Raw genomic sequence first — 15,235 nt, 5'->3', positions numbered from 1 at the left:
ATGAAAAACAAAGTATTTGTCCAAATACCCGGCGAATCCTAGACTTTCCCATGCGAGATTTCGAGGACTTGAAATCATGCGGCGGACAGGCCGAGTCCTTTGAATTGAACGGCCTTCCCAATGAAGCACACCACGCCGGAACCAGCATCCCAATGAAGACATCCAAACTCAATAGCGTCACGCTCGAACTCCTGTGGCGCCGCCTGATCTCCACAGTGGACGAGGCCGCAGCATCCCTTGTCCGCACGTCTTTTTCATCCATCGTCCGAGAGTCGAACGACTTCGCCTGCGTCATCACCGACGCCCAGGGCTATTCCATAGCGCAGGCATCGAACGGCATCCCATCGTTCATCGGGACCGCGCCACGCACGATCCGTTATTTCCTGGAACGCTTTCCCGAAGACCAGCTACAGGATGGCGACATCATCATCACCAATGATCCCTGGCTTGGCACCGGACATCTTCCCGACATTACGGTAGGAAAACCCATTTTCTCGAACGGCAGGCTTGTCGGCTGGGCCGGGTCGGTAGCCCACGCTCCGGACATAGGCGGGCGCGTTCGTTCGGCAGACGCGACCTCGGTCTTCGAAGAAGGCCTGCAGATCCCGGTAATGAAAGTCATGCGCGCGGGCAAGATGGACGAGACGCTCGAACAGATTCTTCGAAAAAATGTACGCGTACCGGACCAGATGATGGGCGACTTGTACGCCCAGTTTACCGGCCTGGCGCTCATGGAGCGCAACGTCCGTGAGCTCATGGCCGAATACGGCCTGGTCACCCTGGAGGAGCTGTCCGCGGAGCTGCGCGGCCGCAGCGAGCAGGCAATGCGCAAGGCCATCTCGGCGATTCCTGATGGAACCTACTGCGCCGATGCGATCAGCGACGGCATCGACCAGCCCATACGCCTCAAAATGGCGCTTACCATTCGCGGCGACGAAGTCGAAGTGGACTTCGAAGGCACCGATGGCCAAGTCCAGAAATCGATCAATGTCTGCCTGGCCTATACGACAGCCTACACATCGTATGGGCTGAAGGCGGTCCTGTGCCCCGATATCCCGAATAACGACGGCGCCCTGGTTCCGCTCAAGATAAGCGCCCCTCTGGGAAGCATCCTGAACTCGACGCCGCCGGCGGCCGGCGGCGCTCGCGCGCTGATCGGGCACTTCTTGCCGGCGATGGTGGTTCAAGCCTTGGCGCAGGTCGTGCCGGAAAAAGTGGTCGCCACCGCCGGCTCGCCTCTGTGGTGCGTGAACATGGCGGGAGTCAGGCCGGACGGCCGCGGCTTTGCGAACTTGTTCTTCCTGAACGGCGGATACGGCGCAAGCGCCCGGAGCGACGGCGTCGACGTTCTATCCTGGCCGAGCAATATCTCCTCCACCCCAGTCGAGATCATTGAGCAGGTGGCCCCCCTGAAAGTCCATTGCCGCCGATTCCGCCAAACGAACCAGGCCAACGGGGCATACCGGGGCGGCCTCGGCCAGGAGATGCTGCTGGAAAGCCTGTCGGACCACCCCGCCACCATTTCTTTCATGGCGGAGCGCACTCGCGAAGAATCCGCCGCCCCCGGAATGAGCGGCGGCTCGCCGGGCGCGCCAGGCGAGATCCAGATCGATGGAGTCAAAGTAAATCCGAAGGCCCAGCACATTATCAAGCGCGGCTCGAAAGTCCTGCTACGCACGCCTGGCGGCGGGGGCTACGGCGATCCCGCCCATCGCTCTCCGGAGCAAAAACAACAAGACCTGATCCGTGGATACACAAAATGACGCAAGCTAAATACTCCCTTGGTATCGACATCGGCGGCACTTTCACCGATATCGTCGTTTACGGCCACGACGACGCCCGCGTATTCAGCCATAAGGAATTGACCACGCCCGAGGAGCCGACGGACGGCGCCATCCGCGGGATACAGATCTTGCTGGAGCGGGAAGGTATCAGCGGCAATCAAGTCGTACGCGTGGTTCACGCCACGACGCTATTCACCAATGCCCTGATAGAACGGCGAGGCGTGCCGACCGGCCTGATCACCACGGAAGGATTTCGCGACACCCTGGAAATGCGTCGGGAATACAAGTACGACCTGTACGATCTTTTCCTCGAATTACCGCGGCCCCTGATTCCACGCGAAGCACGCCTCGAGGCCCGCGAACGTATCCGTGTCGATGGCACGGTCGACACGCCGCTGGACGACAAGAGCGTCCTGGATGCGGCTCGGCAACTGGTCGGCCAAGGCATTCAGTCGCTTGCTGTCGTCTTCCTGCATGCCCACGCAAACCCTGTCCACGAGCGCCATGCGCGAGACCTTATCGAGCAGGCCTTTCCCGATCTGTACGTGTCGATCTCCAGCGAAGTTTCGCCGCAGATCCGCGAGTACGAGCGCACGTCCACCACCGCCGCGAATGCTTATGTGCGGCCGATCGCCGACCAGTATCTGGAAAGCCTCGAGGCCCGGCTCAAGACCCTGGATATACGCTGCCCTCTGCTGATGATGTTGTCCAACGGCGGTTTGGCGCATGTCGGCGAAGCCCGAAAATTCCCGGTGCAACTCCTGGAGTCCGGCCCGGCGGCGGGAGCCATTGCCGCCGCCTACTTCAGCAAGCGCTCGCATATGGCGGACGTGCTGGCTTTCGACATGGGCGGAACGACCGCCAAGCTGGCCATCGTCGAAAGCAATACGCCCATTCTCGCCCATAGTTTCGAAGCCGGGCGCGAAAAGCGTTTCGCGGCGGGCAGCGGGCTGCCGGTCAACATCGCAACGGTGGAGCTGATCGAGATCGGCGCCGGCGGCGGCAGCATCGCGCATCTGGACAGCATGAAGCTGCTCAAGGTCGGCCCCAAAAGCGCCAGTTCGAAGCCCGGACCCGCATGCTATCAGCGCGGCGGCACTCAGCCGACGGTAACCGACGCAAACTTGTTATTGGGGCATCTGGACCCCGACACATTCGCCGGGGGCACGATGAAGCTCAGCACCGACGCGGCACAGACCGCCGTGCGCTCCGTGAGCGACGTCATAGAGATGGAAGCCGAACAGGCCTCGGACGGCGTGCTGTCCGTCGTCAACGAAAACATGGCCGCCGCAGCGCGTGTGCACGTGGCCGAACGAGGTTTCGACGCCCACAAGTTCGCACTGCTGGTGACCGGCGGCGGCGGCCCGCTGCACGGCTGCGATCTTGCCCGACGCCTTGGCATAGGCCGGCTGATCTGCCCTCCGGGAGCCGGCGTCGCATCCGCGCTGGGCCTGCTGATTGCACCCGCACGCGTCGACCGATCCGTCACGCTCGCACGCGAACTGGACGCAGTATCCGTCGACGACCTCGAAGGCATGTTCCGAAAGCTGGAAGCCGATGCGGCCAAAGTAATGAACATCACCCTGGTAGACGGCGGAACCTTCGCCTACGAACGCAGCGCCGATATACGCTTTGTCGGCCAGGGATTCGAGCTGCTGACGCGCCTGCCAGAGGGCCCATACACAGCGGACACCCCCCAACAGATACGCTCGGCGTTTGCGCAGGCATATGGCCGTGTCTTCGGCCAGGTTCCTCCCGTACACCACATAGAACTGATGAATCTACGTGTTGCCGCAATCGAGCAACGCGCCGATCGCCCGCTCAACCTGGAGGCCGGAAAACAGACCTGGAAGCAATCGAGCAAAGAGCGGTCAGTATGGATCGCGTCGGAAGATGCGTGGGGTTCGGCGCCTGTCCTGGCGCGGGAAGCCATGCAGGAAGGCAGTTCGATCACAGGGCCGGCCGTCATCGAAGATGCTTCGTCCACGCTCATTGTTCCGGTGGGCGCAGCCGCAACCCTGGATTCCGCCGGCAATCTCATTGTCGATCTTCCCAACGCTACCGAGCAAATATGAGCCACAGCACCGATTTTCCCATCCGCCGCATGGGGCGGGACGACAAGCATTATTTTTTCGGATACTACGACAAGTCCAACTGGAATCGTGCCGGCACGCGCCTCCTGGGCAACCAGGTTCCCTGGCGCGACGCCTACCTGACGCCGGACCTGGCAGCCAATGTCGGCTACTTCGACCTCGAAGGCGATTCGGGATTCAAACCCATTGGCCGGACGACAGCCTGGAACTGGCAAATGGGATGCCAGTTGCAATGGGTCGGGATGGGCGGCCAGTCGCAGGCTATCTACAACATACGTACCGACGACGCGGATGCGCGCTATCCGTACTTTGCTTCGGAGATCGTGGATATCGATACGGGCGGCCGCCGACAGTTGCCGATCCCGATCTACGTCGCCGCGCCCGACGGAGAATATGCGCTGAGCATTGATTATCGCCGGCTCTATGTTACCCACGAGACTATCGGCTACAGTTGTGACCGCTACAAGCCCGTTCTCGATAATTGCCCCCCCGATGATGGCATCTACCGGGTCGAACTGGCCACGGGAGAGTACCGCCTGCTCGTCAGCTACGCCGATCTGGCAAACTTCCATCCCCGGAACTCGATGCGCAAGGCGATCCACTGGGTCAGTCATATCGAAGTGAATCCATCCTCGGACAGAATTCTTTTCCTGCACCGCTGGACGGAACGGGTCGAAGACGAGACCTGCTTCCTGCACCGCCTGATCACCATGAATCCGGACGGTTCCGGCTTGCGGCTGCTCGAATGCTCGGATCATCCCCTGCCGCAATTAGAGGACGACTTCGATCCAGGGGCGGTCGGAACCTTCGACTACGAGAAATCCGAGTGGCAGATTTCGCACCCACTATGGCGCAATGACACCGAGATCATCGTCTGGGGTCCGCACGACGGCGGAATCCACTACCACCTATACGAGGACCGGGACAGCGGCAAAGTGACTGCCGTAGGCCGAGGGGTGCTTACCGAGAATGGGCACATGACCTATTCTCCGGTCAATCCGCGCTGGCTGCTGAGCGACACGTACCCTGACAGTACTACACACGAACGCGTGCTCTTCTTGTTCGACATGGAGACCGGAAATCGGCACGAGCTCGGATCGTTCTATGCGGATCCCAAGCTCTCCAAAGAGAACCGGTGCGACCTGCACCCGCGCTGGCGAGCCGACGGGCGAGCGGTGTGCATAGACTCCATGCACGAACTCGATCGCGACATGTACATCATCGATGTATCGAGTGTCGTGTAATTCCGCCGCGCAAGGCGACTCGATCCGAGCAAGCCTGCACGATCCCCTACGACCGATCATCGACAGCCAGGCTTTCCAATCCACGCGGCTCCGGCAAGCGCTTGCGGCCGTGGGCCTCCCTCTATCTTTCTTCCCATTAATGGAAATATACTTTCTATTAATGAATATGTAAGTTTCATCACCTCAAAATCAACAATCTGCCTGTTATTGTCTTTCGAGTAACAGGCCGTTACAGGGCGCCCGCCCCTTTCGGCGGGAGATGTACTTCGAGGAGAAACTGATGGACGAATTCAAGGAAAGCCGACGCACATTCCTGCGCGGAACCGTCATCGGAGGTACGGCCGCGGCCAGCGTCGCCCTGCCCCTGGCGGGCTTGGCACAGCAAGCCGCGAATACGGCTGCGCCGCCCGGACCGGCTCCCGCGCCGGCTGCCGCCGAAGTCCCCGCCGGCTATGTATTCCTGACTCCCGAAGAACAGGCTTTCGTCGAAACCCTGGTTGACCACATGAGCCCCGCGGACGGCGACTTCCCCGGCGGCATGGATCTCGGCCTGCATACGTTCATCGACCGCGCGCTGGCCCAGGACTGGGGCAAGGGCGACAGGCTGTACACCAATGGCCCGTGGAAGCAAGGCACGCCGAACCAGGGGTACCAATTGCCGATGACTCCGGCCCAGCTCGCCCGGACCGGCATCCGCACGGCGAACGCCGCCTGTACCGAAAAATACGGCAAGAGCTTCGACCAGCTCACCGAAGCGCAGCGCGAGGAAGTGCTCAAGAGCCTGCAGGCCGGCTCCATGGAACTGAAGGACGGGCCGCCCTCCAAGGAATTCTTCGCTCTCCTGCTGCAAATGGTCGTGGAAGGCACCTTCGCAGATCCGATCTACGGCGGCAACAAAGACAAGGCGGCCTGGAAGGCCATAGGGTTCCCGGGTGTGGTGGCCACGCACGCGCTGGACATCGTCAACTACCGGAACAAGCCCTATCCCACCAAGCCATTGAGCATTGCTGATCTTGCCTGAGGAGCCCGACATGGCCAAAAAATTGAAAGAAGTCGACGTCGTAATCATCGGGATGGGCTGGACCGGCGGTATCCTGGCCAAGGAACTGGCCGAAGCGGGCCATACTGTGGTGGGGCTGGAGCGCGGTGCCGACCGCTCGCCGGCCGAGGATTTCTCGGTGCCGCACGTGCGCGACGAGCTAAGCCACAGCAAGCGCCACGTAATGATGATGAACACCAAGGTGGACACGCTCACCATACGCAACGACGTCAAGCAGGAAGCACTGCCGATGCGGCGCCTGGGTTCGTTCCTGCCCGGCCAGGGCCTGGGCGGCGCGGGCGATCACTGGAACGGCCATACTTGGCGCTGGACCGACCACGACCTGCAGGTCCGTTCCATGTACGAACAAAAGTACGGCAAGAAATTCATTCCCGCCGACATGACCATCCAGGACTGGGGCGTGACCTATAAAGAACTGGAACCCTATTACGACAAGTTCGAGAAGACGGCGGGCATCTCCGGCCAGGCGGGCCGGCTCAACGGCAAGACCGTGGCGGGCGGCAACCCCTTCGAGAGCGAGCGCACGGACAACTACCCCTGTCCGCCGCTGCAGCGCAGCTATGCGGCCGAGGTCTTTACCGACCTGGCGAAGAACAAGGGCTATCACCCCTTCCCCATGCCGACGTCCAACACGTCCAAGCCTTATACCAACCCGGACGGCATGACTTTCGGCCAGTGCCAGTACTGCGGTTTCTGCGAGCGCTACGGCTGCGAATCCAATGCCAAGGGCAGCCCGCTGATCACCGTCATCCCCATGGCCAGGAAGCAGAAGACCTTCGAACTGCGCACCCACGCCTGGGTCAACCGCATCAATACCGACAAGAGCGGCAAGGTTGCCACGGGGGTCACCTACACCAACGTCAATACCGGCGAGCAGTTCTTCCAGCCCGCCAAGCTGGTGATCCTGGCAGCATACGCGCTGAACAACGTGCACATGCTGCTGCTGTCGCGCATCGGCAAACCCTATGACCCGCGCACCGGCAAGGGCGTGGTGGGCAAGAACTACTGCTACCAGACGGGCGCCGGCGCCACCCTGTTCTTCGAAGAGGGCCACATCTTCAACCCCTTCATGTCCACGGGCGGGCTGTCCAGCGTAATCGACGATTTCCATTCCAACTGGGATTTCGACCGCACCGAGCCCAACTTCGTCGGCGGCTATATCGTCACCGGCGGCATGTACCACGGCCGCCCCATCGAATACCACCCGGTACCCGCGGGCACTCCGGCATGGGGCAAGGAATGGAAGGCTGCAGTGCGCAAGTGGTACCTGCGCTCCATGTCCATAGGCTCGTCGGGCAGCGTGATGGCCAACCGCTACAACTACCTCGACCTGGATCCCACCTACAAGAACCAGTTCGGCGAACCGCTGATGCGCATGACCTTCGACTACAAGGGCAACGAGCAACGCATCTCGGGACACGCGGCGAAGATCATCAACGAACTCGCTCGCACGGCCAATCCGACACACCTGAACGAGGCCAAGACGCGCATGTCGTGGTCGGTGGTGCCCTACCAGAGCACGCACAACACCGGCGGCACCATCATGGGCACCGACCCCTCGACCAGCGTGACCAACAAGTACGGCCAAGTCTGGGGCGTGCACAATCTGTTCATTACCGGAGCCTCGCTGTTCCCGCACAATTCGGCCTACAACCCCACCGGGCCGGTGGGTGCGCTGGCCTACATGGCGGCAGACGCGATCAAGAACCAGTACCTCAAGAATCCGGGCGCACTGCTGCACGTATAAGCCCGTCCGCGGACGGGCGCGCCTGCAGCGCAAGCCGCGGCAGGCGCGCCCACCCTACTCGGCCGGCCCCTGCAAGCTCGAACCCGCAACACTTACAAGGAATCCGACATGAACCACAGAACCCTGAAGCGCAGCATCCTGGCAGGCATGGCCCTGTGCGCCGCAAGCAGCATGGCGCTGGCCCAGGACGCCGCGCCCGATGCCGCGCAAATCCAGCGCGGCAAGCAAGCCTTCCAGGTCTGCCTGGCCTGCCATAGCGTCACCAAAGGCCAGCAAGGCATCGGCCCCAGCCTGGCCGGCATATACGGCACCAAGGCCGGCGAAGTGGCCGGCTACCGCTTCTCCGGCCCGATGAAGCGCAGCGGCCTGACCTGGGACGCCGCGACGCTGGACAAGTTCATCGCCAATCCCCAGGCCGTGGTGCCGGGCACGCGCATGCCTTTCTCGGGCATGCCCGACGCCAACGAGCGCAAGGACTTGATCGCCTATCTTTCCACCTTGAAATAACAGGCAAGGCCCCGTGGGCTTCGGCGACGGCCGCTACGCGGCCGTCCCGAAAATCCCGCAGCGCGCCACGCTATGCGGGCTCGAGCGTGGCGAACCAGCTCACCAAAGCCAGTACCAGCAAGCCCAGCACGATTTCGGCCAGCGCCAGCCGGCCGAACCAGATGAAGCCGGCCGCGGATTCGCGGCGCATGCGCGGCACCAGCACGTAGCGATTCACGATCGCAGCCATCGCCATCAACGCGACCAGCATCATCTTCAGCGACAGCAGGCGCTGATACAGAGACGCCCAATGCCAGGGCCAAGTGCCCAGCACCAGGCCGATATTGATCGCACCGCTGGCGATCACCACGGCCACGGCCACATGCCCGAACGTCGAATAGCGCATATGGGTGCGCACCACATCGGCGCGCCGGCCATCATGCAGACCTTCGAGCGTCAGCCACAATATGGGCAAGCCGCCCAGCCAGTATGCTCCGGCATACAGGTGCGCAAGCTGCACGATGCCCGCCAGCACCGCCCGCTCGCCGGTATGGCTGGCGGCATGCCCGACAAAAGCCATGCAAGCCAGCATGGCGGCAGCCAGCCACAGCAATGCGGGCCGGCGCCAGGGCCGCTCCGTCCCCGCCAACGCGCACAACGCCGCCGCCACGGACAAGCCAAGCTGCCAGCGCCACACTCGCCCGTAGGCAGTGCCCAGCACTTCCAGCCAGGTGGACGGGTCGCGCACGTCGGACCAGCCATTGCCCATCTGGCCGGCCTCCAGGCATAGCAAGCCGGCGGCGCAAACACAGGCCGCCAGCGCGCAGGCCCGCAGCATCGGCTCGCTGCGCGCGCGCGACCAGGCCCGCGCAGCGCGCGGCGTCAGGCACTCGACGTAGATGCCCGTGCCCAGCAGCACATAGAGCGCGACGAAATGGACAAAGCGAGTGGCTATGTAGACCGAGGCAAGGCTCATGAAACGCCCGCCGGCCCTACTTCACGCTGAAAGAGTATTGCCCTTTGGTCTTGTGGCCGTCGACGGCCACCGCGTGCCAGTTCACCACATAGCGCCCGGCGGGCATGGCCCCCTGCACGGGCACCCGCAGCACGGCCTTGTCGTGGGCGTCCACCGCGGGCTTGCCCAGCTTTACCGCGGCGCCGGGGCCTTGCATGGAAATGCCGGTGAAAGCCGGCTCCACGCCTTCGGAAAAATGCAGCTCGATCGTCTTGGGAGCCGCGGCCGCCACGCTATCGGCGGCAGGCACTTGTGATTTAAGATGCGCATGGGCAAAAGCGGCGGGCGCCGCAAGCATCGCCAGGGGCAGGACGCAAGCAGCCACGAGGCGGCTCGGAAAACGGGGGGAAGACATGATGAATATCCCGAACAATATGAATGAGAACAGTTACTATAAATCCGGCAGCTTGCGCCGCCCTGAACCCGCAAGACCGTCGCAACGTCAGGACGGGCTGCGCCCCGACGCTGCAGCGTCGGCCATGCGGCGCCCCGCCATTCAATAGCTACGCAAAGACAGAGACAGTCACCTTACCCAGGAGCCGGCCTTGACCCTGCGCTACTCGAAGATCCTGTTCGTTGCCGCCATGGCACTGTATGCCACGCTGGTGGCTTTCGGCAACATCACCGATTACGGCACCAATTTCGCCTTCGTGCAGCACGTGTTCATGATGGACACCATCTTTCCGGATTCCAGCATCAAGTACCGGGCCATCGATGCGCCCTTCATGCACCACGCAGGCTACGTGCTCATTATCGCCTGCGAAACACTGACCGCGGCGCTCTGCTGGATCGGCTGCGTCCGGCTGCTGAAAGCGCTGCGGGCGCCTGCCGAGCGCTTCAACCGCGCCAAGCCCATGGCCGTGGCCGGCCTCTCGCTGGGCTTTATCACCTGGCAGGTAGGCTTCATGTCCATAGGCGGAGAATGGTTCGGCATGTGGATGTCCAAGGAATGGAACGGCCTGGACAGCGCCTTTCACTGCTTCGTCATGTTCATCCTGGTGCTGCTGTACCTGGTGCAGCGGGACGTGGACGAGTAAAAAAGCCCCCTGCTGCGCCGGATAGCGGCCCCGGCCTCGCCCCGCCGGGGGCCCGCTATGCGGCGCCGTGGCCTTCCTGGAGCCGCCCAGCACGCGCCAGCAAGCGGCGCGCGCGCTGCACGATCGGGGCATCGATCATGCGGCCGCCGACCTGGAATGCGCCGCGCCCCTGCGCAGACGCCTCGGCATCAAGGGCCACGATATTGCGGGCCGAATCCAGTTGCTCCTGGCTGGGCATGTATTCGTCATTGAGCACGGCCACCTGGCTCGGATGAATGCAAGTCGCCCCCTCGAAGCCGAACTGGCGCGATCGGCGGACCATGGCACGAAAAGCCTCCATGTCGCGGAAATCGGTGATAGACCCCAGCATGCCCAGGGGCAATATTCCCGCCGCCCGGGCCGCGGCAATCAGCCGCTGCTTGGGCATGCGCATCACATCTTCGATCGGCTCGCACCCCCATTCCAGCGCCAGGTCTTCAGCGCCCAGTATCATTGCCACTGCACGCGGCGAGGCTTTGGCGATTTCAAGCATGTCCTCGAATGCCTCGGGTGTTTCTATCGCGATGATGAAACGCGTATGCCCCAGTGCGAGCTGGCGGCGGGACTCGCATTCGCTGACGAGTTCGTCGAAGAGCCGCACATGCGAGCGGCCTCCCACCTTGGTGAGCGCTATCGTTCCCACGTCGGGTCCGACTACCGCTTCGACGTCCCTGACGGCAAGCGAGAGCGGCTGGTTGATGCGCACGGACACATCTATTCCCTTCGCGCGCAACTGGCGCGCCGCCTGGCCGACCGCCTCGCGCGCCCGCTCTTTCTCGGCGGGAGCGATGCTGTCCTCCAGATCCAGTTGCACCGCATCCGGCCCAGCCTCGGCAGCCTTGGCCAGATACCGAGGCACATTGGCAGGAACATACAAAATAGAGCGCCAGGCAGGCAGATCCGCCCTGCCCCGGCCAGTCGTCGGGAATCCCGTCATTTATTGCCTCTATGGTTCATATCGATAAAGCGATAAAGCACCTGTTGCCGCCCGCGCGCGCCCTGCTCGAGACGGCGCGCCCCGGACTGCCCGGCCCCGCAAGCCCGGACGCGCATCGCCGGGCAAATGCGCGGACCGGTGGCCGCGCGCTGGGCATATGTCTTGCGCGGCCTGGCTCAATCGAGCTGTAGATGGATCGCCTTGGCCAGATGGCTCCATTTTTCCAGCTCTTTGTCCTGGAACTGCTTGAACGCCTCGGGGGTTTCTTCCACGACTTCGCCTCCCACCAGCTTGGCCTTGAAATCGGGCGCCGCCGTGACGCTATTGATATCGCGGTTCAACTGCGCGACAAGCTCTTTGGGAACGCCGCTCGGAACGGCAATGCCGAACCAGGAAGTGGCCTCGAACCCCTTGAATCCCGACTCGTCCAGGGTCGGGACATCCGGCAGCAGGGGCGAACGCTCCATGCTGGTGACGGCAAGCGCTCGCGCGCGCCCCGCCTTCACTTGCGGCGAGAGCGAAATAATGTTGTCGATCTGAAGCTGCAGATTCCCGTTCATCAGGTCGGTGAACGCCTGGGGGGTTCCCTTGTAGGGAACGGCGAGCATTTTTATACCCGCTACGCTGTTGAACAATTCCCCCGCCATGTGGCCGCTGGTTCCGACCCCCGCCGTTCCGAAATTGATGGTTCCAGGCTTGGCCTTGGCCGCGGCAACCAGGTCCGAAACGCTCTTGAACGGCGAATTGGCTGCCACCAGCAGCAGGTTGGCCGTCTTGACGACCAGTGCGACGGGCGTGAAGTCTTTTTTCACATCGAATGCCAGGCGCTTGTGGATGCCAGGGTTGATGGCATTGGTCGCCACATTGGCCAGGAACAAGGTATAGCCGTCGGCCGGCATTTTCGCCGCATACGCCGCCGCGATGTCTCCGCCCGCCCCCGGCCGGTTATCGACGATGACCGACTGGCCCCATTTGTCGCCCAGCCCCTTGGCCAACAGGCGCGCGACGGTATCGCTGAACCCTCCCGCCGTGAACGGCACGACGATCGTCACGGGGCGGCTAGGGTAGCGGGCCGCGGCCTGTGCCAGGGACGGCATCATTGCCAAGGCGGACACGCCCATGGCCACTGCCATGGCACGCTTGGCCCACGGCCGGGCATGCATGTAGAAAGCACTTGTTTTTCTCGGTTCCATTATTTCCTCCGTCAGGTGTAACGCTCATGCGGGCCGACGGGCCCCATCGACTTGCCGCCTCGCGCCGGGTCAACATATATAAAGGCCCAAGGCCTCGGGCTGGAAGTTCGTCGCACGGAACTCCAATCCGGGACACCGGAACCTTGTTTGGTTAATCTATGGGCCACTCAACATAAAAATTATTCAAACGGGACACTGGATTTTCCGCAGCCGCAGCACGCTCATCCAAACACCACCGGCATGGCGCCGCCCCACTCTATCGCGACAATGGACACAAACTTTCTCGTCAATTTCCTCTCCGTCGTCGAAACCGGCTCCATTGCCGAAGCGGCCCGACGCGCCAATCTGTCTCCGACCGCGCTGTCCCAGCAAGTACGCGCGCTGGAAAAAGAACTGGGTGTACAGTTGACGACGCGCGCGGGACGAACCGTCGTTCCCACGGAATCCGGACGCCGCATCCTCGACCTCGCGCGGGCACTGCAGCAGAATGTCAACGCGATCCGGTCCGCCGCCGTCGATTCCGAACAGGCGCGCGAACTGCGGCTGGGCACCATCAACACTACCCTGCAATCCTTTGTTCCCGATACCCTGGCCGCGCTGACACGGGCGCGGCCGCAGCTCAATGTATTCATCGAGACCGGTGTCGCCGAGCATCTGCTGGAACACGTGCAGGCCAGCGATATCGACTGCGCCATCGTCCCGCTTCCCCAGTTCGAGCTTCCCAAGAGGCTGAACTGGAAACTGCTGGTGGCCGAACCGCTGATTCTGCTCGCTCCCGGCTACATGGCTGCCCATGATCCGCACCTGCTGCTGTGCCGGGAACCCTTCATCCGATACAACCGCCAGACCTGGGGCGGCCGGCTGGCCGACAACTACCTGCGCGAAGCCGGGATCGCCCCCAAAGAACGATTCGAGCTTTCGTCCCTGGTGGCCATCGCCATCATGGTGGATCGCGGCCTGGGCGTGTCGCTGATTCCCGACTCCATGTATCCCGCGCCTCCGGGGCTCAATCTCGTCAAGCATGCACTGCCCATGCCCTCCGAGCCACGGCGCATCGGCATGGTCTGGCAGCGGGCATGTCCTCGGGAAGAACTCATACTCGATTTCATCGGGCGCGCCGAAAAAATCATCGCGGCCTGGCGATGAAGGCCGGTGCGCGACGCCTGGCCCGGGACTCACGGCTCGTCCTTGTCCTCGACCACCACGCCGCTGTCGAGCAGGGCCTGGTAGCGCGCATCGTCGATACCGATTTCGGCCAATACCTGTCGATTGTGTTCTCCCAGGCGAGGGGCCGGCGTGCGAATGCTTCCAGGTGTACGCGACAGGCGCGGCACGACGTGATGCATGGGAAACGCCCCCATTTCTTCGTCCGGATAATCGGCCAGGATCTCGCGCTCGATGAAATGCGGATCGTCGACGATCTGCGAAATATCGTAGACGGGCCCGATAGTGACTTCCGCCGCTTCGAAGAAAGCCACGTTTTCGGCCTGGGTGCGCTGCGCGATGAATTCACCGATGATGGCATCCAGCTCGGCCGCGTGCCGCACTCGCTCCGCATTCGTCGCATAGCGGGGATCGGCAGCCAGTTCGGGTCGGCCGATCGAGCAGAACACTCGTTCCGCCATTTTCTGGGTCGACGCGGACAAAGAGACATAAAGCCCGTCACGCGTGAGATAGACATTGCGCGGGCCCGAATTGGTAGAGCGGCTGCCGGCCCGCGGCTTGACCCTGCCGGTCAGCCTGTAGTTGGCGGCCTGCGGCCCCAGCACGTGGAATAAGGGGTCGAGCAGAGGCACGTCTATGACTTGCCCAGCACCGCCTCCCATTTCGATAGATCTCAGGGCGATCAGGACTGCCGTGGCCCCGTAGCTGCCCGCGAACGCGTCGGCCAGATACATGGGCGGCAGAACCGGTTCCCTGTCTGGAAAACCATTAAGAGACGCGAACCCGGCCATGCCTTCGATCAGCGTGCCGAAACCCGGACGGCGGCTATAAGGGCCCTCTTGCCCCCACCCCGAAATTCGTACCACGACAAGCCTGGGGTTGGCTTCGAGCAAAACCTGCGGAGCCAGACCCATTTTCTCCAGTGTGCCCGGCCTGAAACTTTCGATGAAGACGTCGGCCGTTTTCACCATGTCCAGCAAGAGTTCCAGAGCGCGCGCATCGCGGAACTTGATGGCCACGCTCTTCTTGTTTCTGCAGTACAACTTCCAGTTGGTTTGCACTCCGGCCGTGCGCCAGCCTCGCAGCGTATCGCCATCGTGGGGCTCGACCTTGATGACTTCGGCGCCGAAATCGGCCAGAGTCTGGCTCAGGGAATTGCCCGCGAACAGGCGCGAAAGATCCAGCACTCGGATCCCGTCCAGCGGTCCCCTGCCATCCGGGCAATATTCTCCGGCCTTGAGCCTGGAGGGTTTTCTGTCGTGCGACGCTGCATCCATACTCGGTCCTCTGCCACGATACACAGCCATCGTATTGCAAAGTCGCCCCCGCACAGCCCGCTAAATATTATTTTTGAATCCACATTTTCAGCGCACATTGCGCAAACCCAAGGGCTATCATTTTCTCGACCCCTGTAGCCGCAGAGCCGCCCGGGTGCT

The 15,235-nt window shown here is 62.4% G+C and carries 13 protein-coding genes; 8 read left to right on the top strand and 5 right to left on the bottom strand.

The genetic code is table 11. The features are described from left to right. Window positions 1-50: 50 nt before the first annotated feature. The 6 genes from KVP10_RS20325 to KVP10_RS20300 all read left to right on the top strand — a co-directional run bounded on the left by KVP10_RS20325 (window position 51) and on the right by KVP10_RS20300 (window position 8,435). Complete coding sequence (locus KVP10_RS20325) at window positions 51-1,763, top strand: hydantoinase B/oxoprolinase family protein (protein WP_217966581.1); 1,713 nt, start codon at window positions 51-53, stop codon at window positions 1,761-1,763. Then, a complete protein-coding gene (locus KVP10_RS20320) occupies window positions 1,760-3,859 on the top strand; it encodes a hydantoinase/oxoprolinase family protein (RefSeq protein ID WP_217966580.1) in 2,100 nt (699 codons plus the stop codon). Before KVP10_RS20325 ends, KVP10_RS20320 begins: the two co-directional genes overlap by 4 nt. Next, the gene (locus tag KVP10_RS20315; RefSeq protein WP_217966579.1) at window positions 3,856-5,121 is read left to right on the top strand and encodes a hypothetical protein; all 1,266 of its coding nucleotides are present in this window, start codon (window positions 3,856-3,858) and stop codon (window positions 5,119-5,121) included. The genes KVP10_RS20320 and KVP10_RS20315 overlap by 4 nt, the downstream gene beginning before the upstream one ends. Window positions 5,122-5,401: 280 nt before the next feature. Further along, window positions 5,402-6,142, top strand: a complete 741-nt coding sequence (locus KVP10_RS20310; protein ID WP_217966578.1) for a gluconate 2-dehydrogenase subunit 3 family protein — start codon at window positions 5,402-5,404, stop codon at window positions 6,140-6,142. A 10-nt stretch (window positions 6,143-6,152) separates the two neighbouring features. Further along, window positions 6,153-7,928, top strand: a complete 1,776-nt coding sequence (locus KVP10_RS20305) for a GMC family oxidoreductase (protein WP_217966577.1) — start codon at window positions 6,153-6,155, stop codon at window positions 7,926-7,928. A 108-nt stretch (window positions 7,929-8,036) separates the two neighbouring features. Beyond that, the gene (locus tag KVP10_RS20300; protein WP_246600884.1) at window positions 8,037-8,435 is read left to right on the top strand and encodes a c-type cytochrome; all 399 of its coding nucleotides are present in this window, start codon (window positions 8,037-8,039) and stop codon (window positions 8,433-8,435) included. Window positions 8,436-8,505: 70 nt separating this feature from the next. On the opposite strand, the gene copD is transcribed toward KVP10_RS20300, so the two are convergent. Next, the gene (gene copD / locus KVP10_RS20295) at window positions 8,506-9,390 is read right to left on the bottom strand and encodes a copper homeostasis membrane protein CopD (RefSeq protein WP_217966576.1); all 885 of its coding nucleotides are present in this window, start codon (window positions 9,388-9,390) and stop codon (window positions 8,506-8,508) included. Window positions 9,391-9,406: 16 nt separating this feature from the next. Further along, window positions 9,407-9,784, bottom strand: coding sequence for a copper homeostasis periplasmic binding protein CopC (gene copC, locus KVP10_RS20290; RefSeq protein WP_217966575.1), 378 nt, complete (start codon window positions 9,782-9,784; stop codon window positions 9,407-9,409). 190 nt (window positions 9,785-9,974) lie between these two features. On the opposite strand from copC, the gene KVP10_RS20285 reads away from it, so the two are divergent. Then, window positions 9,975-10,466 carry a DUF2165 family protein gene (locus KVP10_RS20285; protein ID WP_217966574.1) on the top strand — a complete coding sequence of 164 codons (492 nt, stop codon included), beginning with the start codon at window positions 9,975-9,977 and terminating at the stop codon, window positions 10,464-10,466. A 55-nt stretch (window positions 10,467-10,521) separates the two neighbouring features. Here KVP10_RS20285 and KVP10_RS20280 read toward each other — a convergent pair whose 3' ends face one another. Together KVP10_RS20280 and KVP10_RS20275 are read right to left on the bottom strand one after the other, a co-directional pair. Further along, window positions 10,522-11,442 (bottom strand): HpcH/HpaI aldolase/citrate lyase family protein, encoded by a 921-nt coding sequence (locus KVP10_RS20280; RefSeq protein ID WP_217966573.1) that lies wholly within the window; start codon window positions 11,440-11,442, stop codon window positions 10,522-10,524. Between the two features lie 176 nt (window positions 11,443-11,618). After that, entirely contained in the window at window positions 11,619-12,635 is a 1,017-nt protein-coding gene (locus tag KVP10_RS20275) for a Bug family tripartite tricarboxylate transporter substrate binding protein (RefSeq protein WP_217966572.1), read from the bottom strand. Between the two features lie 267 nt (window positions 12,636-12,902). Between KVP10_RS20275 and KVP10_RS20270 the strand changes: the two genes are divergently transcribed. Next, window positions 12,903-13,781 (top strand): LysR family transcriptional regulator, encoded by an 879-nt coding sequence (locus tag KVP10_RS20270; protein ID WP_217966571.1) that lies wholly within the window; start codon window positions 12,903-12,905, stop codon window positions 13,779-13,781. Window positions 13,782-13,810: 29 nt separating this feature from the next. On the opposite strand, the gene KVP10_RS20265 is transcribed toward KVP10_RS20270, so the two are convergent. Beyond that, on the bottom strand, window positions 13,811-15,076 hold the full coding sequence (locus KVP10_RS20265) for a CaiB/BaiF CoA transferase family protein (RefSeq protein WP_246600883.1): 1,266 nt from the start codon (window positions 15,074-15,076) through the stop codon (window positions 13,811-13,813). Window positions 15,077-15,235: the final 159 nt, after the last annotated feature.

This window comes from Candidimonas humi, assembly GCF_019166065.1.
Lineage (GTDB): Bacteria > Pseudomonadota > Gammaproteobacteria > Burkholderiales > Burkholderiaceae_B > Candidimonas > Candidimonas humi.
This window is presented reverse-complemented; position numbering and strand designations above follow the sequence as displayed.